Genomic DNA, 22,770 nt, shown 5'->3' with positions numbered 1-22,770 from the left:
CATGATTATCTTCCTTTCTTCATCTCAGAATGATGGTACCTTACTTCATGATACTTGTTCACAAAGCTACATTGCAAATCAGCCTGCATAGCCGGACATTCCGATGTATAATAGGAGAATCACACAATAAAGGGATGTCGACATTATGCTTCAGGCCTTGAATCAACGCTTGAACCGCATCATGCCACTGATTACCCCCGCTAGTATTATCATTGGTGTTTTATGCGGCAGTTTTTTATCTTCTTACACGTATTTGTCGCCTTGGCTATTTGCCTTCATGACGTTCGCGGGCAGTATTAGTCTGAGCGTACGAGACTTTGTAAATGTCTTAAAAAAGCCTTTTCCGCTGTTTGTTTGCCTTCTGATCTTGCATTTGGCCATGCCTCTTATTGCGCTGGGCATGGGTCATCTTGTGTTTCCAACCGATGCTTATACTATCACAGGACTTGTTCTCGCTGCGGTCATTCCGACGGGTATTAGCAGTTTTATATGGGTAAGCATCTACAGGGGGAATATTGCGCTTACGCTTTCGATTATTCTGATTGATACCTTGCTGGCTCCGTTTGTTGTGCCCGGCGTGTTATCCCTGCTTGTTGGCACAAGCGTCACACTGGATACGGCAGCGATGATGAGCAGCCTATTCTGGATGATTGTTTTCCCTTCACTGCTGGGTATGCTCCTGAATGAATGGACTAAAGGTGGGATCGTTCCTGTATGGGGACCTCGGCTTAATCCATTATCCAAATTGTTTATGGCTTCGGTCGTTGCCATTAATGGCTCGGTTGTCGCACCCTATCTGGCTGACTTCAACTGGCGCTTGGCTGGGCTGGCGGTAATTATCGTTTTTCTGGCATCCTTCGGCTATGCACTCAGTTATTTCATTGCGAGATGGCTAGGTTGGAATGAAGCGGATCAAGTGGCTCTTGTTTTTAACGGAGGAATGCGTAACATTAGCGCTGGTGCCGTTCTTGCAGTTACTTATTTTCCGCCGCCCGTTGCTGTCCCCGTCGTACTTGGGATGGTATTTCAGCAAATGCTTGCTTCCCTTTCAGGGTACTTACTCGGCAGACGTTCTCAGCTATTGCGCAACACGGATAAAACCTCAGCAGCTTGATATCGATTTCACTTGCAGAAAATGGAATAAAAAAGGCTCCTGAACTGTCACTTGGAGACGACAGATTCAAGAGCCTTTTCACATTATATAAAAAAATCGCTTATTTCGGTTGAATATATCCTTCTGCTTTGAGCAGTTCAGCAATCAATACGGCTCCACCAGCTGCTCCGCGCAGTGTGTTGTGGGACAACCCAACAAATTTATAGTCATAGAGTGAGTCTTCACGCAAACGGCCTGTAGAAACGCCCATGCCACGCTCGATATCACGATCCAGCTGAGTCTGCGGTCTGTTCTCTTCCTCAAAGTACGTAATGAACTGCTTCGGCGCGCTTGGCAGAGCCAGCTCTTGAGGACGGCCTTTAAACTGAGACCAACGCTCCAGAATTTCATCTTTGCTCGGTTTTTTCTCGAAGTTCACAAAAACCGTTGCCAAGTGTCCGTCTGTTACCGGCACACGAATGCATTGTGTTGTAATCAATGGTGCAGATGCTTTAACAATCTGATTATTGTCTACACTACCCCAGATGCGAAGTGGCTCCTGCTCACTTTTTTCTTCTTCGCCACCAATGTAAGGAATTACGTTATCCAGCATTTCAGGCCAGTCCGTAAAGTTTTTGCCTGCTCCAGAAATCGCTTGATATGTGGAAGCTACAACCTGTGTCGGGTTAAACTCACGCAATGCATGTAGAGCCGGCACATAGCTTTGGATGGAACAGTTTGGTTTTACAGCGATAAAACCTGTCGTTGTACCCAGACGTTTTTTCTGAGCTTCAATAACCGCCAAGTGACCTGGATTAATCTCAGGAATAACCATGGGCACGTCTGCTGTCCAGCGGTGTGCGGAGTTGTTGGACACGACAGGTGTACCTGTTTTGGCATAAGCCTCTTCCAGCGCCTGAATTTCATTCTTTTTCATATCCACCGCACAGAAAATAAAATCAACCTGGCTTGCAAAAGCTTCAACCTGAGATGCATCTTGCACCACAATGTTTTTCACAGGCTCAGGGATTGGAACCGCTAGTTTCCATCTTCCCTTTACAGACTCTTCATACGTTTTACCTGCCGAGTTGGCACTTGCTGAAATCGCTGTTACCTCAAACCACGGATGTTGATCCAGCAGGTCTACGAAACGTTGACCTACCATTCCTGTTCCTCCGACAATACCGACTTTTAATTTTGCTGACATGGAATCATCATTTCCTTTCAATTTAAGTTAGATCATCTGTTACTGTCATCGTACATGGGATATTTGAAACTTGATTACCCTATCATTCACACTATTCAGGTCCATCCAAAGCGTGTAATCCCAGCTCCGGAAAAACCAAAAAACCCCATCCCCAAGACAAAAGTCTCAGGGACGAGATTGAACACTCGTGGTACCACCCAGATTCGCAAATATGTCGCCATATTCACCTCTTCAAGTATGTGAAGGATGACCAGATCACATCTTAGAAAGATGCTGTCTTCATTCGTTTATACTCTAGCTCTATAACAGGAGCGCCTGTCACACCATCCTTCAGCGTAAGCCGATTCCGATGTGCTGCTCAGAGTCTTTATTCGATAAAAGGTTCTTTGCTCCTTTTCAGCTACCGGAGCTCTCTGATGAAAGAATGATTTTTATCTACTCGTCTCGTCGTTGCATTTGATATTGCGATTATAATATCAAAATTCCAGTACGGAAGTAAACACATTTTTTAAATTTGCTTGAATTGGATGTAATAAGACAGAATGAAAAACAGCCCTCGCACGAACCGTTCACGCCGAAGGCTGCGTATATGGATTTCAATTGGACAAAAAACGTTATTACATTTTACCCGGGTATTGAGGTTCGTGCACATCATCTGGCACCGTTTCGTCAAAGACATCCTGACCCGGATAATCCCGTTCTTCACCCTCGTGCAACTCATGGTTCTCATAGTCAAAACGGTGTGCAGTTCTCTGATCTGCTCGCCACGGAGAGCTCTTCCCAAGCGACTCAGACAGCAAGGTTGAACCGTAAGGACCCTCCGGAAATTCTTCAAGCGTAATGTCATTCCGCTGCGACTCTACAGTGGACACGTCTGTGTATTCTCGTCTATCTTCCTGCAAAAACTTCTCTTCCATCACTCGTCCCTCCTGATCGTCTTGAGATGATCAACGCACCTTTAAGGTGAGCGAAACGTGAAGTTTTTATGCATTTTTTCAATGGAAAACACTACGTTTCTGCTGCTGATACGACAGCGAAATCAGCACCTTCATCTACGCCACTTACCAATGGCGCAACGATACCAGCACAACAAACACAAGCAGTCCAAGGATACTGATCCAGGTATCCCGCCTGCTCCAGGACAGAAGTGAGGAACGAGCGCCAAGCGCGCCGTTTTCTCTCACCTTGCGCATCTCCATCGCAATGGTCATGTCCTCAGCGCGCTGGAACAACGCCATGATCAGAGGAATAACCATAGGTCCTAAATCTCGTACCCGAACCGTATTTGGCTTCAAAGCCGCTTTTCCGCGTGCCCTTACGATCAGTGAGAACCGTTGCCACTCACTCCAAATCATTGGAATAAATCTAAAAACCAAGGATACAGCCAGTGCAAACGAAGCTACAGGTAGCTTGATTTTTCGCCCGTAAGCCAGCACCCAGTTCAGTCCTTCAACCATGCGTCCATATGGCGTCGTAAGTGAGAACCACAGACTTGCAAGGGTTACGATGAACAAGCGGTAGAGATTAAGTAATGTTCCCTCGGCCTGAGTCAAGGAAAAGCCCAGTTGAATCCCGGTTTCTCCTGTCGTCAGGGTACTGCCCGATAACGCTGTAGAAAGAACAAAAAACAAAACAAGTGGTTTCATCAACTTGATACATCCTATCAGCATCTGACGAGGCAAGATTGCCAAAGCACCAGCCACAGGAATCAGAGTTAACGTTAGTCCTCCCCAATGATGCTGAAGCATCGCCGCTGTAACAAGCAACATATACAATATCCATTTCAGACGCGGGTCCATCATGCTTTTCAGACGGCTGGAAGAACTGAATGAACTCGAAGAAGGGACTGTACTTTCAATACCGTTCAACAAAGAATCTGTTACGGCAGAAACAACAGACCCACGTCCATCTGCTTTGGAATTAACCGTTCCAGATGTCCTTGTACATGTCTCTTGTGTCATCGCAACGGTGTCATGGCCACTCTCCGCGTTGAGAGAAGCATCCTTCATCTTCAACTCCATCCCGGATCGTAAAATGGATTCTGCCATCTCTTCTGGGGTCATCGCTTGAGAACTGATCGGTATCCCTGCCTCCCTCAGCTGTGCCGCTAGTCGCATGGATGGAGGCAGACCGATTCCCGCTTGCACTAATATCTCCGGATGCTGATACAGTTCCAGCGGCGTCATGTCTGCTTCCAAGCGCCCTTCCCTTAATAAAAGTACACGATCTGCATGCGGCAGGAATGTATCCAGGTCGTGCGTCGCAATGACCGCTCCTCCGCCTTCCACACGATGCTCATGCAATGAATCAAGCAGCAACTTGATACTCTGTGCCTCAAGCCCTGCGCTAGGTTCATCTAACAAAAGCCAGTCTGGCTGGGTCACATAACCAAGTGCAAGTCCTAATCTACGCTTTTCTCCACCACTAAGTGCAAAGGGCGACCTGTCCAAGTGAAAACGTCGCTCTGCATCATCTCCTCTATGCGGGTCCCAGTGTGCCAAGGTTGCTTCGATCCGCTGTTCTTGCTCAGCTTCACTCAAACGATAAGGGCGAAGGGAATATAACAGCTCTCGCTTAATATTTCGGGCAAACAATTGTTGCTCTGGAAACTGGAACACAAGTCCCATCTGAAACAAAACGGACTTAGGTACCTTGCCGTCATGCCACATCGGCTCTCCTGCAAGCGTAATGTCCCCGGAATCCGGCTGCTTAAGACCAGCTATCGTCTGCAGTAGCGTTGTCTTGCCAGAGCCAGTGCAGCCCAGAAGCAGTGTGATTTCACTACGGTTCATTGTTACCGAAATATGATCAAGTAAGGTTCGTTTCGTTTCGTCATGAACTCGCACGTATATATTATTAAGTGCAATCACCAACGCGCAGCCTCCTTCGCAAGCTGCTCAGGCCGGAGGAGGTTAACACCCTTCAGTCTTCCCCGCTGTTTCAAGATCAGGCATGTCTTCACTGTGAAAGGCGGTTCCAGCCCGACCTTTTCACAAGGAGATTCAAGCCTTTCATACGGGTTCGTATCTGATGATGTCTCCATAGCTGTAGCCTCTGGATAGAAAAAAGATTCCGGTATGCCGTCATAGATACATTTCCCCTTACTCATAGCCATAATCCGATCACATAAGGTCGCTTCCTCCAGATGGTGAGTAATCCAGATTACTGCCGTACCGTTCCTCGTGACGGACTGCACAATACGTTCTATGCGGTCTCTCGCATCAGGATCAAGCATCGCTGCAGGTTCATCCATAATCAGTACATCCGGCTTGGCCGCAAGGGCTGTAGCAATGTTAAGTAACTGTTTCTGTCCACCGGACAAACGGGCGATCACCATATCCAGCGGGTGGTGAAGTCCCACAAGATGTAGCGCTTCTTGTCTACGTCTAGCTTTCTCTTCGCTCGATATATGTAAATGCGATAAAGCAAAATGAAATTCTTCTTCAATCGTATCTCCCAGCACCTGTGCATCGGGCTGCTGTAACACACCGCGAATGGTCAGGTTTGCAGGCACATTTCTCTCTCCAGCGGATAAGGGAATGAAACCAAGCAGCAATCCGGCTAACGTGCTTTTTCCACTGCCATTAGCGCCCACGATACTTAACCACTCTCCCGCTTTGAGATTAAGCGAGACACCGTCCAGTGCCTTTTTAACTTCACCGCCTTCAGTAGCGTAGTGAACACGGACATCTAGCAATGAAATGATAGGTAACTTGTCTTGCATTTCGAAATTAGTCCTTTCACATTCTGAAATTATATGATAATATCCTAATCGTCAACCACATTCATTTATTTGGTTAACAATAATTCTATCAAAATCGAAAGGATTGTACAAACATGAAATTATCTTTGCGAGGCATTGTATTTAGTGCACTTATGGCTGCCATTCTCGTTATTTTCGGATACATAAGCATTCCTCTTGGCTTTTCACCTGTACCCATCACATTACAAACTTTAGCCGTAATGTTGGCTGGTGGACTGCTCGGGCCACTCTATGGCTTTCTCAGTATAGCCCTTGTCGTTGTTCTTACAGGACTTGGTTTCCCTCTATTACACGGTACAGGCGGTCTTGGTGTACTACTGGGACCAACCGGGGGATACGTAATGATGTGGCCGTTTGCCGCATTGCTCATGGGTCTATTCCTCTCCAAAGTGCAAATCCGGGGATTTAAAGGATTTTTGTTTGCTTTTATCATCATTGAGTTGTTTGGTTCCCTGTTAATCTATGTTACAGGTGTTCCTTGGCTGGCTTATCGATTCAGCATGTCGTTATCGGATGCGATGATTCAAGGTTTCTACCCTTATATTATCGGAGATCTGATCAAAGCCATCTTCGCCACAATCATCATTGCTCCAGTTCGCATCGTATATCCGCCTTCGCGGCTGACAGGTCATATGCACTCTAATGTAGTAAAAGCAAGTTAACAGCAAGCTTCCTTCCCTAACCAACTATTTATTATGAACGAACCACAAACAACCGCTACATTTTTCTTGAGCGGTTGTTTGTTTAATATGAAGATAAATTATTGCAATTCTTCCATTAGTGAATCATCGAAATGTGTATCGTTAAGCTAGACTTAGGCTTTACTTGCTTCTGTTCCGACAATTTTCAAAAGCATATCCTTATTGCTTACTTGTCCAGTAGCTTGCGGGATAACATCATTGTAATCTGCTGAATTCGTTACAATAATTGGTGTTACGGTATGATAACCAGCCGCTTTAATTTGTTCAATATCGAATTCCAGCAGCAGATCACCTGCCTTTACTCTATCGCCTTCCTCGATGTAAGAGATAAAATGCTGTCCATCAAGTTTAACGGTATCCACACCCACATGTACCAGAATCTCCGCACCGGAATCCGAAACCACAGCAAGCGCATGTTTCTTTTTAAAAGCGACGGTTACCTTTCCATCAAAAGGAGCAACAACCCGTCCAGTTGACGGCTCGATTGCAATCCCTTTACCCATTGCGCCTGAAGCAAACGCCGGATCTGGAACCTCGGCCAAATCAACAATTTTACCTTCAATCGGGCTTAATACCTCTTGATCGGAAGTAGCTGTAGCCTGAGCAGATGACTTCGAAGAAGCATCTTTACTAGGTGTAGCCGCTGCTACAGCGGATGGTACGGATTCTGCCTTTGTCTCTTCATCATCGACAGGGTCTTTGAAGCCCATGATATACGTTAATACTGCGGAAACAATGAAAGATGCGACGATACCCATAATCAAGCCTGGAAAACCTTGACCACCCGGTCCGTAAAAGATTGGTAAAGTCAGCAATCCAGGCGCACCGGAAGCAAAAGCCTGCGTACCTGCCTGACCGATAATGGCACCACCGACGGCACCACCGATAACCCCTGCAATAAACGGACGTTTTAGCGGCAACGTTACACCGTAAATGGCCGGTTCTGTAATCCCGAACAGAGCTGTAAGTGTTGAAGAACCAGCGAGTGTTTTCAATTTTTTATTTTTTGTTTTGAGCATGACACCAAATGCTGCACCCGTTTGAGCAAAGACAGAAGCTGTCGCTGCTGGCTTCACACCGTCCTGACCGTGTACGGCAATGTTATTAATAAATACAGGCACCAGACCCCAGTGTACACCGAAGATCACGAGCAGTTGCCAGCTTGCACCCATTACCGCTCCGGCAAGTAGCGGGCTGAATCCGAATGCAGCCACCATCGCGGATGCAATGCCGTTACCGACATATACACCGAATGGTCCGAAGACAAGCAGTGTGAGCGGCACCATAATAACAAGCAAAAATAGCGGTGTAATAAAGTTTTTGAGACTTTCATGAAGAAGCTTGTTGAAGAATTTCTCCAGCTTGCTCATCACAATAACGGCTAGAATAATAGGAATAACAGTCGAAGCATAACTCATCAGGACTACGGGAATACCGAAAAAGTCTGTTGGCGTTCCGTCCGTTTTCAACTGAATAATCGTTGGATAGATCAATGCACCTGCTATGGTCAATGCAACAAATGCATTACCTTGGAACTTACGTGCTGTTGTAACCGCTAACAGCAACGGCAAGAAGTAGAACAAACTATCTGCTGCAGCATACAGAATGATATAGGTCGTGTCTGTCTTTTCAAGCCAACCGACATTGTTGGCAATCAGCAACAGCCCTTTTAAAATACCGGCTCCCGCCATTACACCAAGGAGCGGTGCGAAGATGCTGGAGATGACGTCAATGATACCGCCTAACCCTTTAACCTTTTTGCTGCTTTTTTCTTTACTCGATGAATCATCCAAAATATTGCTGATTTGACCAATCGCCTGGTAGACTTCAGGAACCTTGTTCCCCACGACAACCTGGAATTGTCCACCGTTCTCCTTAACGGCAATGACACCTTCTGTTCTCTCCAAACCTGCTTTGTCAGCCTTGGAGTCATCCTTCAATACAAACCGCAACCGAGTTGCACAGTGTACCAGTGATTGTACGTTTTTCTCACCGCCAACCCGTTCAACAATCTCTCTAGCCAATTTCTCTTGACTCATGATATGCCCCCTACGTTTAGTCTAACAGGCTTTTTACCGATTTTTTTGCACACAAAAAACCTAAGCCTTGCGTAAATGGACATAAAATGCCGAAATACACATGACTTAGGTTTTGCCTGCATAACCAGTAACAATCCCAGTTAAATCGTATTCAATTCCTGTTACAAACATAATATTATAATATACCCATTTATGTCAATAATTAAAATGTTAACGGTTCACAACACGTTCGATGTGTACCGTAAGATATAACTTTTCCTCATTGGTGAGTTCATGATCATATTCTTTTTTGACAAACAATGCGATTTTCTCTACACATGCTGCTGCTTCGGGATGTTTCTCCTTAATCATGTCGTAAAAATGATCATAATTGTTGTCATAATGCGTCCCACTAAGCACTCGCTGGGAGAAAAACTTCAGATGAGTGATAAAACGGAAGTAGCTGAGAGACTCCTCATCAAACTCCATTTTGAAATGATACTTGGCGATATTAATAATCTGCTGGATAAACTTCGTAATATTCATCGTCGTAATCACTTCTTCGTTCATTTCCGCATTCACAATATGTAGCGCAATAAAAGCCGCTTCATCTGGTGGTAGCTCGATATTCATCCTACTATTGATCTGCTCCAGCATGCGAAGTCCCAACCCGAATTCCGCTTTGTACAATTGCTTGATCTCCCACATCAAGGCATTTTTAATTTCGATTCCCTCATGATAACGCTCGATGGCAAAATGAATATGATCTGTAAGCGAGACATAGATGTTCTCGTTCAATTTCCTCCCCAAATTGTCACGCGCATGGGCAATCATTTCCTCCACAATCTCAACAAGTTCCATCGGAACTTCGCGCAGCAATGTTTTGAAATTATCGGATGTCTGTTTATTTTTCAAGGCAAATACTTTTTGAATGCGGGTCTCGTCTACTTTATCTCCCGGCTTCTTCTTAAAGGCAATCCCACGTCCCATCACCACAAGCTCTGCCCCGTCGGCCTGATAGATGCTAATGACGTTATTGTTGATAACCTTTGCTATTTTCACTTCAATCCCCCCGTCACGTTCCACTCTCTAGTCGCCAAGATATATCCAAGTTATTGGCATGCAAAAAAAACCTGGAGCATCACAAAATAAACAAGACGTGGCGGTCTGCTTTTTTTGGTGCTCAGGTTTTGCCTACGCGTGTGATGTAGTAACAATCCCAGTAACGATATATTTGCGTCAAGTATAGCGTGAACTGCGTTATATGTCAACGCTTTCAACGGTCAGACATGAGGAAGTTGCATGTATCCTGCAACTTCCTCATCCTTGGAGACAGCTGTTTTAAAAAACAATGAGATTAATTGTCTCCCAGGTCTGTACCGCCAGACGCAATGACATTTTTATACCATTCGAAGCTTTTCTTTTTGATCCGAGTCAATTCGCCCTTACCTTCATTGTCACGATCCACATAGATGTAACCGTAACGTTTTCTCATCTCCCCAGAAGAGGCACTGACGATATCGATAGGCCCCCAGCTGGTATAACCGATGATGTTACATCCATCCTGAATGGCTTCACCCATCTCAGCTACATGGCGTTTCAAATAATCAATTCGGTACGAGTCATCGATTTCACCCTCAGCATTCACCTCATCATGTGCACCAAAGCCATTTTCCACCACAAACAGCGGCTTCTGATAACGGTCATGTAGCTGATTTGCCGTAATACGGAAACCTTTGGGATCAACCGTCCATCCCCATTCCGATTTGGCCAAGTATGGATTCGCTATGGAACCGAACACGTTGCCACTGGTCATATTTTTGTTCACTTCTGGGTCAGTACTGGTTGTCCGACTTGAATAATAGCTGAAGCCGATATAGTCTACCGTGTGATTTCGCAAAATGTCTGCATCCTGCGGCTCCATCACAATGTTCAAATTGTGATCCTTGAAGAAACGTTTGGCATAACCCGGGTACTCCCCGCGTGATTGCACGTCAATGAAGAAATAGGACTCTCTGTCCTTCTCCATCCCCTGGAATACATCTTCCGGGTTACATGTGTACGGGTAGAAGCTACCTGCTGCGAGCATGCAGCCAATCATGGCATCAGGAATGATCTTGTGGCAAGCTTTAACGGCAAGTGCACTCGCAACGAGTTGGTGATGTGCAGCCTGGTACTGAATTTCTTTAATGTTGTCACCTTCATTAAACGCCAGTCCAGCACCAAGAAAAGGAAGATGAAGCAACATGTTGATCTCGTTGAACGTCATCCAGTATTTCACCTTGTCTTTGTAACGAGTAAATACCGTTTTGGCGTAGTTCTCAAACAAATCCACCAGTTTGCGACTTCTCCAGCTGCCATATTTCTCAATCAGATGTACAGGCACATCGAAGTGAGCAAGCGTAACCACCGGCTCGATGCCATGTTTCAAAAGTTCATCGAACAGATCATCGTAAAATTGTAAACCCGCTTCATTCGGCTCTGCGTCCTCACCTGTCGGGAAAATCCGTGCCCAGGCGATCGATACACGTAATGCTTTGAACCCCATTTCGGCAAAAAGAGCAATATCTTGCGGGTATCTATGATAGAAATCAATCGCTTCATGTGATGGGTAAAACTCGCTAGCGAGCGGTGTAAACGCTGGAACGTTGCCTTTCATAATGCTTCTACGGTTTTCTCCCGTTGGCAACAGGTCAACGATGCTCAGCCCTTTACCACCTTCAAGGTATGCTCCCTCTGCCTGATTGGCCGCAATCGCTCCCCCCCACAGAAAGTTTTCAGGAAATTTAAATGTTGTCATTTTTATTCTCCTTTCAAATATGTAACTCCATGATCCGCCCCTTTTCTGCCCTCCAGATCTGCCACTTGGAAAATAGAAAAAACCCGAACCAGCCTGTATACACGATTGCGTGTATCACAAGCCAGCTCAGGTTATGCCCGTATTCGGTAACATTCCCAGAAAACATTATGCGGATTAGATAAAACATTACCAAGAAACAGGAAATATGTCAACGCGCGCATTTTAATTAGACATATCTGTTGGCTCATCAAAGGTTTACTTTTTTATGTCAGCCCCGTTTCTCAAATGCTTATAATTTGTAAAATGTAGCACAGTTATCACCAAAAATCAGCTGCCGCTCCGCTTCTGGCAAGCTCTGAACATGCGTTTGCAACAGATTGAAGACCTGTGCGTATGTACCAGCTACGGTACATACCGGCCAGTCTGATCCATACATCACTCGCTTTGGTCCAAAGGCTTGAAGCACGGTATTTATATAAGGCGCAAAGTCTTCCTGTGTCCACTGGTTCCAATCCGCTTCGGTGACCATGCCAGACAATTTGCAATAGACATTTGGATATGCCGCAATCGCTTCCATGGTTTCCTTCCAAGGCGAACCGATTCCAGCCTTAATGTCCGGTTTAGCCAGATGGTCAATGACAAAGCGCTGCTGTGGGAACTTTTGAACCAATTCTACCGCATAAGGAAGTTGCTCCTTCGATACGAGCAAATCGTAGGCTAGATCGTGCTGTTCCAGTAGGGCAATGCCTCGTTGGAAGTCCTCACGCAACACGAACTTTACATCAGGCTCGTCCTGAATGACATGACGAACCCCCTTCAGCCACGGGTTAGCCGCAAACTTTTCCAGTTGAGATGAGGCTTCCTCAGAGCGTAGATCTACCCAGCCAACTACGCCTTTAATGAAACCATGCTTGTCCGCAAGTTCGAGAAGCCACTCGGTTTCTTCAAGAGTTTGGCGCGCTTGAACAGCTACACAGCCCGAGACGCCGGAATCCGTAAGTATTGGCTCTAGGTCTTCTGGCAGAAATGAACGCTGAAGCACACTCATCTCTTCACCGATCCATCCATAATCACGAATGTTATAATTCCAAAAATGTTGATGTGCATCGAGTTTCATCATAAGTGCCCTCCTGTATTGTCCACGTTAGTTCAGTGTACTACATTCATATAAATATAAATCAAATGCAGCAGATAAGCACTAATTATCGAATGAATTTTATTCCAATTGTAATGGTATTTCCTTCCTGTTAACTGTGATATATTTACTGTTCAGAAAACGCTTTCAGTATTTTAGGTTCATCATCTTGATTTTAAAAAAGGAGATGTTATTGATGCCAAAAAAACGAAAGTCCATCCTCTCGATCACCGTTGTTGCCGCCTTGGTTCTGTCTATGTTCTCCACGGCCATGGCCTCTGCTGCAACAAGCTCCCACGAACCCGACAGTAAACCAGCCCCCGTAAGTAAAATGCAAACTTATGTTAATGCAATGGAACCAGGCTGGAATCTGGGTAACTCGCTGGATGCAGTCGGGGATGATGAGACGGCTTGGGGCAACCCGCGCATTACGAAAGAGCTGATACAATCGATTGCCGATCAAGGGTACAAAAGCATTCGTATACCCGTTACCTGGGAAGCGCACATCGGTGACAAACCGGATTACAACATTGACGCGTCTTACATAAATCGGGTTCAGGAGGTCGTAGGCTGGGCGCTTGATGCCGACCTCTATGTCATGATCAATCTGCATCATGATTCCTGGCGCTGGATCAGCACCATGGAGAAAGACTATGATCACGTTCTTGCGCGTTACAATGCCATTTGGACGCAGATTGCAAACAAGTTCAAGGATGCACCCGAGAAACTGATGTTCGAGAGTGTCAATGAACCCCGCTTCACCGAAGGTGGCACTACGAATGCAGATACCGGATACCGCATGCTGGATACGTTAAATACTTCTTTTCATCATATCGTAAGATCGTCCGGCGGTAACAATGATACCCGTCCACTTGTATTACCCACTATGCATACTTCATCGGCTCAGCCTGATCTGGATGCGTTGAGTCGGACGATTCAAAAGCTGGATGATCCTAATCTCATCGCTACCGTACATTATTACGGGTTCTGGCCTTTCAGCGTGAACATTGCGGGATTTACCAAATTCAACGACGAAGTACAAAAGGACGTTACCGACACGTTCGACCGTGTGCACGATGCCTTTACAGCCAAAGGTATTCCAGTCATCATCGGTGAGTACGGTTTGCTCGGATTTGACCAGCATACAGGTGTGATTGAACAAGGTGAAAAATTAAAGTTTTTTGAATTCGTTGGACATTATTCCCGGCAAAAACAGATGACCACCATGCTTTGGGACAACGGACAACATTTTGGACGCACTAGCTATACTTGGTCAGATCAACAACTGTTTGATATGATCCGGGCGAGCTGGAATGGACGTTCCTCCACCGCAGAGACCGATCAGGTTTATCTAAAACAACATGAACCCGTTCAGGAGGTGAAAATTAATCTCCATTTGAATGGAAATCGCTTCTTTTCTCTGAAGAATGGCTCAACTGCACTTCTACGAGGTAAAGATTACTCGATTCGAAACGGTGTACTCACTTTAAAATCAAGCCTGCTAACCCGATTAACCGCTGAAAGCAAGCTGGGGGTAAATGCCACACTGACAGCCGGGTTCAGTGCAGGTGCAGACTGGACGTTGAATATTATTCAATACAACACACCTGTTTTAAATGACGCGCAGGGTACAACCAGTGCTTTCGCTATTCCTGTCACATTTGGTGGCGATCAGCTCGCAACGATGGAAGCGACCTATGCCAATGGAGAAAATGCCGGCCCTCAGAATTGGACGTCATTTAAGGAATTCGCCTATACGTTTAGCCCGGATTATGATCGTAACGTCATTGAACTGAAACCCAACTTTTTTAACGAAACCAAAGATGGCGAAATCCAGCTCAAGTTCCATTTCTGGAGTGGTACTGTCATTGAATATACCCTTACGAAAAAAGGCTCCATCGTAGAGGGCGCAACATTAGATTGAATAACGTACAAGTCAACCTTCATACCTTGATTGTAATGAGGATTGAGGAGGAATTGACATGTTTAAACGTGTAGATCGTCTTGCCATTGAATTGCCTATATCGAATAATCCCGACCCCAACGGAGCCAGTGCCGTACAGGAATTGCTCGGTGGAAAATATGGCGAGATGTCAACGCTGAACAATTACATGTATCAGTCGTTTAACTTCAGAGGCAGATCCAAGCTACGTCCCTTCTATGACATTGTTGCCAGTATTACAGCAGAAGAATTCGGTCATGTCGAACTTGTCGCGAACACGATTAATTTGATGCTTGAAGGTTCAACGTCACCTGGCGAACCAGACTCCACACCGCTTCGCATAGCTAAGGATTTACGTATGACTTCGCATTTTATTGAATCCGCGCAGACGGCACTGCCCTATGATTCCATGGGAAGACCTTGGAATGGCTCGTATGTTTTTAGCAGTGGTAACTTGATTTTGGATCTGCTGCATAATTTCTTTTTGGAATGTGGTGCAAGAACACACAAAATGAGAGTGTACGAAATGACCGACAACAATACGGCTCGTGAGATGACAGGTTATCTGCTTGTCCGGGGCGGTGTGCACATTCTGGCATACGCCAAAGCGCTGGAGATTGCGACCGGGGTTGATGTGACGAAGCTGATTCCCATCCCCTCTCTTGACAACAAAGCGTTTGAGACCACCCGCAAATGGGAAGCGATGGGTGAACAAAGACGATTGTACACGTTCAGTGACAAGGATTATCAGCAGATTGCCCAGATATGGAAGGGTGTGCATCCTACCGACGGAGGTAAACTGGAGGCCTTTGCAGGTTTACCGGGTTACGGAGGGCCCATTCCCGAGCTTCCTGATCTACCGGAAGAATTTGCTCCTGGAATATCACCGGAGGACTTTCTTCAGATTGCTGAACGACTTAAACGGAATGCCGGACTGTAATAACATTAGAAAAAGGGAAACCCGTGGAGGATGTCTCCAACCGGTTTCCCTTGATTTTTGTAATTCTTTTCTTATAAAACTGAATACAATTCTTATTATATATTCATCCGAGAATGTTCTCATGGTAATATAACGGTTAAGCTGCTATCCGAGACATTTACTTATTGCGGCTCCGTAAACTCCACCGTCAGTACCTTTTTCTCATTCGCCTGCACGATACCACTTGTTATCGCTCTCACAGAAGCAATAAACTCATTCCCGCTCGGGATCAGCACAGGAGTAATCAACGGCAGTCCAGCCTCCTCGATGATATCCATATCAAATTCAATGAGTAGTTGTCCAGCAAGTACGGAATCCCCGCTTTTCACATGAGTAACAAAGCCTTTTCCTTTCAGACCGACGGTATTGATACCGATATGAACCAGCAGTTGAACTCCTGTCTCGTGCTCTAAAATAACCGCATGTTTACTCTTATCCATGACATGGGCAACAACGCCATCAAACGGAGCATATACTTTGCCTTCGGAAGGCTCGATGGCGAAGCCCTCTCCCATATGTTTTTCCGCAAATGCCGGATCAGGTACCTGCTCCAGTTCAACGAGTGTACCATGGATCGGGGATGCAATCTCAAGTAGTTTCACTTTGGGACGAGATGCGGTGTTGACCGATTCCGTTACCGATGTAGAAGTAGATGAAGTTACGTTCGATGCGGATGACTCAGTCGTTGATTCCATATTTTTCGAACCAGTGTCGGAAGTTGTCTCAACAGATTGATCTTTATAACCAAAGAACCATGTCAGTGCAAAAGCAATCGCCATTGCCGTTACGTTGGACACAATGTACAAAGGCAATTGACTATTCAGATATAGCAGTGTCCCGGGAATTACCGTTACTGCCATACCCGTACCTTGCAGATGAAAGAGTGAAGCGATGAAACCACCAACGGCTCCCCCGATCAGGCCCATTACAAATGGTTTCATATAACGCAGATTCACACCAAAGATGGCGGGTTCAGTGATACCAAGGAATGCAGATAACGATGAAGGAAGCGCGAGTGCTTTGAGCTTCATATTTTTAGTTTTCAGACCCACCGCAAGACATGCCGCTCCTTGTGCAGCCATTGCACATGTAATAATCGCGTTAAACGGATTGAAGCCCGTTTTTTCAAGCAATTGAATCTCCAGAAAGTTAAAGATATGATGTACACCCGTAACCACAATGATCTGATGGAAGAAACCGATAATAATGCCTGCGATTCCGTAAGGCAGATCGAGTACAGCCGTTGTTCCATGTAGAACCCACTCTTCAAGTGAGTGAAATACAGGACCAATAGCGAATAGTCCAAGTGTAATCATCACCGTTAGCGTAATGAATGGAGTCAAAATCAAATCCAGTGCCTCAGGCACACGTCTACGCAGTACTTTTTCAAACTTTGCACCGAGTAAACCTACAAAAAAGGCAGGCAGTACCGATCCCTGATACCCTACGACGGGGATAAACCCGAACATATGCAAGGGTTGCGCCGAGCCATCGGCTACAGCATAAGCATTCGGCAGCGCTGGATTCACCAGCATCAGACCAAGTACAATCCCGAGCACGGGGCTCCCGCCGAATACGCGGAATGCAGACCAGGCAACAAGTGCAGGCAGAAATGCAAAAGCCGTATCCGTTAGAATCTGCGTGAACAGCAAAAAGTTTGGCGATATGTCATCAGGCGTTGCGCCGAACCATGCCAGAATTTCATTTTGCGTAAGCAGACCGCGCAGACCCATGAATAGCCCTGTCGCTACCAGTACAGGAATAATCGGAACAAAGACATCACCAAATGTGCGAATAGCCCGCTGGAATGCATTGCCTTCCTTTTTCCCCTGACTCTTCACATCTTCTTTCGATGTCCCTTCAATCCCCTGCTTCTCAACCTCTTCAAAAATTCGGTTGACCGTACCTGTGCCGAAAATAATCTGATATTGGCCCGAGTTGAAAAAGGCACCCTTCACCTTGTCAATATTCTCAACTTGTTTCTGATCAATCTGCTCTTTATCCTTCACCATGATGCGAAGCCGCGTTGCACAATGTGCAAAGGAGGCGATATTGTCTTTTCCCCCGACAGCCTGGATGACCTCTTTAGCAATACGCTGATTATCCGACATGTTGTCTCATCCCTCTCTCATTCAATCTAAACATTCCACATAACCGCTCTGAAATCCGCCTTGCCTCCGTGTGCAAAAAATCGAATATCCGTACTGTCCCGGCTTGGGAAGATTCGGCTAGTGAAGACTTCCTGTCCATCGTTGACAAATATCTCAACCGAGGACGAATCCACGAACATATGCAGCTTAATAACAGCATCTACATCTATATCTTCATTTAAAGTACAGGTGCGAATGGTACCACTCGCTTCGGATAGTGCCGCACCAGACTGACTGCGATCCAATATAAGTTTGCGCTGAAGGCGATCATACTGAATGACCGTTTTCTCCGTATCGCTCGCCCGGAACTCAATGCCCACAAGGTCTGCATCGTTCTGGCTAATCTCACATTGGAGTTCGTAAGCGATACCATTAAAGCCTGCAAAGGATCGGCTTTCATTGCTAAGCGAGTCCTGAATCCGAATACCTTGCTGATCCTTGCGCAGCTGAGCCATTTCAGGAACGGGTTGCTGAATAAGCTTGCCGCCTTGAATCGATAATTGCCGTGGAATCGTTAAACAATGGGCCCAGCCACTGTCATCTGTGGGATACGCCAGATCAGGAAGTCCCATCCATGCAACCATGATTCGTCTTCCGTCTGGGGAATGCATCGTTTGCGGCGCATAAAAGTCAAATCCACGATCCAGTTCCTCAAACTCCCCATGTGTGAATTCTCTCGTCTCCAGGTTCAGTGGTTCACCAATGAGGTATCCCGATTGATAGATGTTTTGGTATCGGTCTGATTCGGCCGGAATGCCTTGTGGTGAGAAGATGAGTACTCCTTGGCCTTCCAGCTCCAGATAGTCGGGGCATTCCCACATGTAACCGAAGGAAGACAATGTTGTGCCGATCTCACCAAGAAACTGCCAATGTTTCAAATCTTCCGAGCAATACAGTACCGTGCATCCTGTCTCATCCGTACGCTGGGCTCCAATGACACCATAATAGACATCTTCGTGCAGCCACACCTTCGGATCTCGGAAATGCTCGGTATATCCAGTCGGTACGTCAGAAATGACAGGATGCTCGAATTTTGTGATTACATTCTGCTCATCCATGAACGCCAAGCACTGAAACGGATGTCTTATCCAATTCTCATCTCGCGTATTGCCTGTATAGATCAGGTTTAACTTGCCATCTTTTTCAATCGCACTTCCGGAATACGCTCCATGAGAGTCATAAGGAGTTCCGGGTTCAATCGCAATACCAACATTCTCCCAAGTCACCAAATTTTTCGAACGGGTATGATACCAGTATTTCATGCCGTGCTCTGTTCCAAGAGGGAACCATTGATAAAATAGATGGTAGTAACCTTCATAAAAGGAAAATCCGTTCGGATCGTTAAGCAAACCGGTTACGGGCTGAATATGGTAACCCTGTCTCCATGGACATGCAGCGATCTTAGCTTCCAGTGCGGCAATCTCTCCCGGTTCAGCTTGCTCAATCCGCCGATAGAGCTGCTCTCTTGTCATTTTCATACGTCATATCAATCTCCAATCATGATGCAAAATCAGAAGTTCAACTTTTAGAGGAACCGGTTCCAAATTAGACAAAAAAATAATTCCATACAACCATTGTTGCTGACCGGTGTCATCATTCTCGAACTAAACACTAGAATGGAACCGGTTCGATGGAATTATCATAAAGGATCGATTTATATTTTGTCAACGCTTTCTCGGGGAATTAATTCAACATCCATAACGGTGTACTGACTTACACTCTCCCCTTTAACAAGCTTGCTAATATGACTTGCGGCGAGTTTTCCGGCCTGCAAATAATGATATTTTACCGTAGTCAATGTCGGATGAATCATTTCCGTGATATCGTATCCGCCGAACCCGGCTACTGACATTTGCTGCGGGATGCGGACTTTTTGAAAGGACGCGGTTTTCATGACGCCCATCGCAATATTATCTGTCGCTGCAACGATAAGAGAGGGCCTGTTTTCTTGCAAAATCTCCGCTGCCGTAAGCACTGCCTCTGACATTTTGAAGCTCGTTTCATAATACCTCACCGTGCAATCACTGCACTCTTCAATGGCACGTTTAAACCCTTGTTTACGATGGATACCTACAGCCTGGTCCTTCTCGCTTACCCCCATGTACACGATGTCCCGGTGTCCTTGTTCCACAACATATTTGCCCATCAGATACCCGGCTTGTTCGTCGTTGTGAATGAGACTATGCAGTAACTCATGCTGCTGTCCTACCAGTAACACGGGAAGCTGGATGTCTTCTATGGCCTTCAGATGTGCATCCGTTATTTCAGCGGCAAGCAGAATGATCCCGGACACTTTTTGTCTGGCAAAATCATAAATAGCATCTATCTCACGCTGCATATCCTGACTCGTATTGGCAATGAGCATCTGATATTGCAGCCCTCTTAGCTCCTCATCAATGCCGATTAGCGTCTGTGATGTCGCATAGGAATCCAGCCTTGGAACCACTGTACCGATAATGCTGGTCTTTTTTGCTTTGAGACTCTGCGCAAAGGTATTCGGAACATAATTATATTCTTTAATAATACGCTCAATCTTCTGACGGGTATCCTCACTGACCGAACCGCCATTCAGGAAACGAGATACGGTACTCTTCGCCACGCCTGCCATTTGAGCAATATCTGAAATCGTTTTATTCATAAGAAACTCCTCTAGTGTCAATAAAATCATTCATTTATGTATTATAACGCAAATCGCAAAGCTCATCGAATATGGGCAGGATAACATAGCAAAAAAGCCCGGTTCACGCAGAAGCACACGACGTCGTGTGCTCCATACGAATCGAACCGAGCTTGGCAAAGTCATTTTGTAAACACATACGTATAAAGAGATCAGGAACGGATAGCCTTCCGTTCTGCCAGCAAACATTGAGTTCAAACCTCAATAATAATCGGTAAAATCATCGGTCTGCGCTTGGTTTGTGCATAAATGTAATGACCGATCTCATCCTTCAGCTTCCGTTTGATCACATTCCACTGATTGACCCCGGCACCCGTTAATTCATCCATGCGGTTAACGACCCGTTCGTGAATCTCCTTCATGAATTGTTCTGAGTCCTTCACAAAAACAAAACCTCTAGAGATGATCTCCGGGGAGGCAACCATTTGTTTTTCTGTTTTGCTAAGCGTGGTTACAATGACTAGCATCCCATCCGATGATAGCTGCCTGCGATCCCGAAGCACAACATTGCCAACGTCACCGATAATAAGCCCGTCCACCAAGCTGTTACCTGAGGCAATCTTCGGACCCAATGAAGCTGTTCCGTCTCTGTATTCCACCATATCTCCATTATTGACGATAAACACATGACTTTGCTCAATTCCTACAGATTCCGCAAGCAATCTGTGCTGGTACAGCATCCGGAATTCGCCGTGAATCGGTACCAAATAATCCGGTTTCATCAGTGTAAGCATCAGTTTCAGCTCTTCCTGACTTCCATGACCGGATACGTGCATACCCGCCGCTCCGCTGGAGCCATAAATTACGCGAGCGCCCAGAACATACAGGTTGTCGATGACATGGGCAAGGTTTCTTTCGTTGCCAGGTATGGCTCCTGCTGCAATAATAACCGTATCTCCAGATTCAATGCTAACTTGAGGATGTTTACCCGCAGCTAACCGGGACAAAGCCGCCATCGCCTCTCCCTGGCTTCCCGTACATAGCACAACCACCTGCTCCCGCGGAAACTGTCCTGAATCAGCGGCCTCAATCAACAGTCCATCCGGAACGTCGAGATAACCGAGTTCACTTGCAACATTCACGACGTTAATCATGCTTCGTCCAAGCAGTGCAAGCTTGCGACCAGTCTGAAATGCAGCATTCACGATCTGCTGAACTCTGCTGATATTGGATGCGAAGGTAGAGATAAACACTTTTTGCTTCGCACGAATAAAGGCATCCAGAATATGATCTCCGACTACACGTTCTGAAGGAGTGAAACCCGGTCTTTCGGCATTGGTACTCTCGGAAAGAAGCACATGCACCCCTTGTTTCCCAATCTCAGCCATGCGGTGTAAATCCGGGAAAGGGCCGTTTACAGGGGACATATCAAATTTGAAATCGCCCGTGTGAACCACATTGCCTGCCGGCGTCTGAAAGAAAATACCCAGACAGTCCGGAATACTGTGACTCGTTGCGAAAAATGAGACGGCGATACTCCCAAGCGTGATCTGAGAGTTTGCGTCAATGGTGTGCAGGTCAGATTGGCGCAACAAGTTATGCTCTCTTAATTTCAACTCAATTAGACCTCGTGTAAGCCTGGAAGCGTAGACCGGAATATTGATTTGTTTTAAAAGATACGGAATTCCGCCAATATGATCTTCATGTCCATGCGTGACAACAAGGGCCTTTACTTTATCCTGATTTTCGAGCAGATACGTCACATCCGGCACGATGAGATCAATGCCCGGCATCGTTTCATCGGGAAACTTCGAACCACAGTCAATCACAATGATGTCTTGATCATATTGAATCAAATACATGTTTTTACCGATTTCATTCACGCCGCCAAGTGCAGCTATATAAAGTTTGTTATGAGCAAGTTTCAAAATGCTTTCACGCTCCTCTGTATAGTGATTCTCAATTTCTTTATGTGTATTCCTAGTATGGAAATAAACGCTTTGGTTATGCATAAGTATGTATGTACACCAAAAAACCATATACGGAACGTTCGTTCCGACGTGGTTTAGGAACGTTAGTTAATTTATATGACCAAATGAGAATTCAAGTTATTATTAAATATTAAACAAGAAAAAAAGCCTTTCTTGAAACAAGGCTTAATCAGTAACTGCTCTGTATTTTATAATCGTTTATTATCATTCTTCTTTCTCTTTGAAACTAACCAGGTAATAACAACGACTAGTGCGATTAAAAAAATAACGGCTCCAGATACACCCACTACAATTATCGTATCTGCACTAGAGATACCAACCCCACCTCTCCTTTAAAGACCTCTTTGATCATTCATTAAGGACCTAGTTATAGT

16 protein-coding genes and 1 other annotated feature are annotated in these 22,770 nt (G+C 45.6%); of the genes, 4 read left to right on the top strand and 12 right to left on the bottom strand.

Annotated elements, in window-relative coordinates:
* Positions 1 to 145 precede the first annotated feature (145 nt).
* A complete protein-coding gene (locus tag H7T88_RS11920; RefSeq protein ID WP_221788606.1) occupies positions 146 to 1,114 on the top strand; it encodes a bile acid:sodium symporter family protein in 969 nt (322 codons plus the stop codon).
* A 100-nt stretch (positions 1,115 to 1,214) separates the two neighbouring features.
* On the opposite strand, the gene asd is transcribed toward H7T88_RS11920, so the two are convergent.
* The 4 genes from asd to H7T88_RS11900 all read right to left on the bottom strand — a co-directional run bounded on the left by asd (position 1,215) and on the right by H7T88_RS11900 (position 6,024).
* Complete coding sequence (gene asd, locus H7T88_RS11915; RefSeq protein WP_221788604.1) at positions 1,215 to 2,300, bottom strand: aspartate-semialdehyde dehydrogenase; 1,086 nt, start codon at positions 2,298 to 2,300, stop codon at positions 1,215 to 1,217.
* Positions 2,301 to 2,464: 164 nt separating this feature from the next.
* Positions 2,465 to 2,760: a binding site (T-box leader), on the bottom strand.
* 157 nt (positions 2,761 to 2,917) lie between these two features.
* On the bottom strand, positions 2,918 to 3,217 hold the full coding sequence (locus H7T88_RS11910) for a hypothetical protein (RefSeq protein WP_154958700.1): 300 nt from the start codon (positions 3,215 to 3,217) through the stop codon (positions 2,918 to 2,920).
* A gap of 144 nt (positions 3,218 to 3,361) precedes the next feature.
* Positions 3,362 to 5,170, bottom strand: coding sequence for an ATP-binding cassette domain-containing protein (locus tag H7T88_RS11905; protein WP_312027615.1), 1,809 nt, complete (start codon positions 5,168 to 5,170; stop codon positions 3,362 to 3,364).
* A complete protein-coding gene (locus H7T88_RS11900) occupies positions 5,167 to 6,024 on the bottom strand; it encodes an energy-coupling factor ABC transporter ATP-binding protein (RefSeq protein ID WP_221788600.1) in 858 nt (285 codons plus the stop codon). Before H7T88_RS11900 ends, H7T88_RS11905 begins: the two co-directional genes overlap by 4 nt.
* A gap of 113 nt (positions 6,025 to 6,137) precedes the next feature.
* Between H7T88_RS11900 and H7T88_RS11895 the strand changes: the two genes are divergently transcribed.
* A complete protein-coding gene (locus H7T88_RS11895) occupies positions 6,138 to 6,725 on the top strand; it encodes a biotin transporter BioY (RefSeq protein ID WP_221788598.1) in 588 nt (195 codons plus the stop codon).
* A 152-nt stretch (positions 6,726 to 6,877) separates the two neighbouring features.
* Here H7T88_RS11895 and H7T88_RS11890 read toward each other — a convergent pair whose 3' ends face one another.
* The 4 genes from H7T88_RS11890 to H7T88_RS11875 all read right to left on the bottom strand — a co-directional run bounded on the left by H7T88_RS11890 (position 6,878) and on the right by H7T88_RS11875 (position 12,702).
* Positions 6,878 to 8,803: a beta-glucoside-specific PTS transporter subunit IIABC gene (locus tag H7T88_RS11890; RefSeq protein ID WP_221788596.1), complete on the bottom strand. Its 1,926-nt coding sequence runs from the start codon at positions 8,801 to 8,803 to the stop codon at positions 6,878 to 6,880.
* Positions 8,804 to 9,013: 210 nt separating this feature from the next.
* Positions 9,014 to 9,844, bottom strand: a complete 831-nt coding sequence (gene licT, locus H7T88_RS11885; protein ID WP_090924027.1) for a BglG family transcription antiterminator LicT — start codon at positions 9,842 to 9,844, stop codon at positions 9,014 to 9,016.
* Between the two features lie 295 nt (positions 9,845 to 10,139).
* Complete coding sequence (locus H7T88_RS11880; RefSeq protein WP_221788594.1) at positions 10,140 to 11,582, bottom strand: 6-phospho-beta-glucosidase; 1,443 nt, start codon at positions 11,580 to 11,582, stop codon at positions 10,140 to 10,142.
* A 289-nt stretch (positions 11,583 to 11,871) separates the two neighbouring features.
* A complete protein-coding gene (locus H7T88_RS11875) occupies positions 11,872 to 12,702 on the bottom strand; it encodes an amidohydrolase family protein (protein WP_260510863.1) in 831 nt (276 codons plus the stop codon).
* Between the two features lie 211 nt (positions 12,703 to 12,913).
* Here H7T88_RS11875 and H7T88_RS11870 point away from each other — a divergent pair, with 211 nt between their 5' ends.
* Positions 12,914 to 14,641, top strand: a complete 1,728-nt coding sequence (locus H7T88_RS11870) for a cellulase family glycosylhydrolase (protein WP_423246132.1) — start codon at positions 12,914 to 12,916, stop codon at positions 14,639 to 14,641.
* Positions 14,642 to 14,699: 58 nt separating this feature from the next.
* A complete protein-coding gene (locus tag H7T88_RS11865) occupies positions 14,700 to 15,599 on the top strand; it encodes a manganese catalase family protein (protein WP_090924024.1) in 900 nt (299 codons plus the stop codon).
* Positions 15,600 to 15,760: 161 nt separating this feature from the next.
* On the opposite strand, the gene H7T88_RS11860 is transcribed toward H7T88_RS11865, so the two are convergent.
* From H7T88_RS11860 to H7T88_RS11845, 4 genes are all read right to left on the bottom strand, one after another.
* Positions 15,761 to 17,749 carry a sucrose-specific PTS transporter subunit IIBC gene (locus tag H7T88_RS11860; RefSeq protein WP_221788590.1) on the bottom strand — a complete coding sequence of 663 codons (1,989 nt, stop codon included), beginning with the start codon at positions 17,747 to 17,749 and terminating at the stop codon, positions 15,761 to 15,763.
* A gap of 26 nt (positions 17,750 to 17,775) precedes the next feature.
* Positions 17,776 to 19,266, bottom strand: coding sequence for a glycoside hydrolase family 32 protein (locus tag H7T88_RS11855; RefSeq protein WP_221788588.1), 1,491 nt, complete (start codon positions 19,264 to 19,266; stop codon positions 17,776 to 17,778).
* Between the two features lie 176 nt (positions 19,267 to 19,442).
* A complete protein-coding gene (locus H7T88_RS11850; protein ID WP_221788586.1) occupies positions 19,443 to 20,426 on the bottom strand; it encodes a LacI family DNA-binding transcriptional regulator in 984 nt (327 codons plus the stop codon).
* Positions 20,427 to 20,659: 233 nt separating this feature from the next.
* Complete coding sequence (locus H7T88_RS11845; protein ID WP_221788585.1) at positions 20,660 to 22,333, bottom strand: ribonuclease J; 1,674 nt, start codon at positions 22,331 to 22,333, stop codon at positions 20,660 to 20,662.
* Positions 22,334 to 22,770: the final 437 nt, after the last annotated feature.

This window comes from Paenibacillus cucumis (ex Kampfer et al. 2016) (assembly GCF_019748695.1).
Taxonomy (GTDB): Bacteria; Bacillota; Bacilli; order Paenibacillales; family Paenibacillaceae; genus Paenibacillus; species Paenibacillus polysaccharolyticus.
The sequence above is the reverse complement of the archived record's forward strand: the minus strand, read 5'-3'. Positions and strand labels throughout refer to the sequence as shown.

What these genes read in the sequence shown, in the direction of transcription:
- H7T88_RS11865 (WP_090924024.1), top strand. Translation starts at nt 14,700, where the DNA reads ATGTTTAAACGTGTAGATCGTCTTGCCATTGAATTGCCTATATCGAAT.
- H7T88_RS11875 (WP_260510863.1), bottom strand. Translation starts at nt 12,702, where the DNA reads ATGATGAAACTCGATGCACATCAACATTTTTGGAATTATAACATTCGT.
- H7T88_RS11880 (WP_221788594.1), bottom strand. Translation starts at nt 11,582, where the DNA reads ATGACAACATTTAAATTTCCTGAAAACTTTCTGTGGGGGGGAGCGATT.
- H7T88_RS11870 (WP_423246132.1), top strand. Translation starts at nt 12,914, where the DNA reads ATGCCAAAAAAACGAAAGTCCATCCTCTCGATCACCGTTGTTGCCGCC.
- H7T88_RS11860 (WP_221788590.1), bottom strand. Translation starts at nt 17,749, where the DNA reads ATGTCGGATAATCAGCGTATTGCTAAAGAGGTCATCCAGGCTGTCGGG.
- H7T88_RS11920 (WP_221788606.1), top strand. Translation starts at nt 146, where the DNA reads ATGCTTCAGGCCTTGAATCAACGCTTGAACCGCATCATGCCACTGATT.
- H7T88_RS11895 (WP_221788598.1), top strand. Translation starts at nt 6,138, where the DNA reads ATGAAATTATCTTTGCGAGGCATTGTATTTAGTGCACTTATGGCTGCC.
- H7T88_RS11850 (WP_221788586.1), bottom strand. Translation starts at nt 20,426, where the DNA reads ATGAATAAAACGATTTCAGATATTGCTCAAATGGCAGGCGTGGCGAAG.
- H7T88_RS11910 (WP_154958700.1), bottom strand. Translation starts at nt 3,217, where the DNA reads ATGGAAGAGAAGTTTTTGCAGGAAGATAGACGAGAATACACAGACGTG.
- H7T88_RS11900 (WP_221788600.1), bottom strand. Translation starts at nt 6,024, where the DNA reads ATGCAAGACAAGTTACCTATCATTTCATTGCTAGATGTCCGTGTTCAC.
- H7T88_RS11855 (WP_221788588.1), bottom strand. Translation starts at nt 19,266, where the DNA reads ATGAAAATGACAAGAGAGCAGCTCTATCGGCGGATTGAGCAAGCTGAA.
- H7T88_RS11890 (WP_221788596.1), bottom strand. Translation starts at nt 8,803, where the DNA reads ATGAGTCAAGAGAAATTGGCTAGAGAGATTGTTGAACGGGTTGGCGGT.
- asd (WP_221788604.1), bottom strand. Translation starts at nt 2,300, where the DNA reads ATGTCAGCAAAATTAAAAGTCGGTATTGTCGGAGGAACAGGAATGGTA.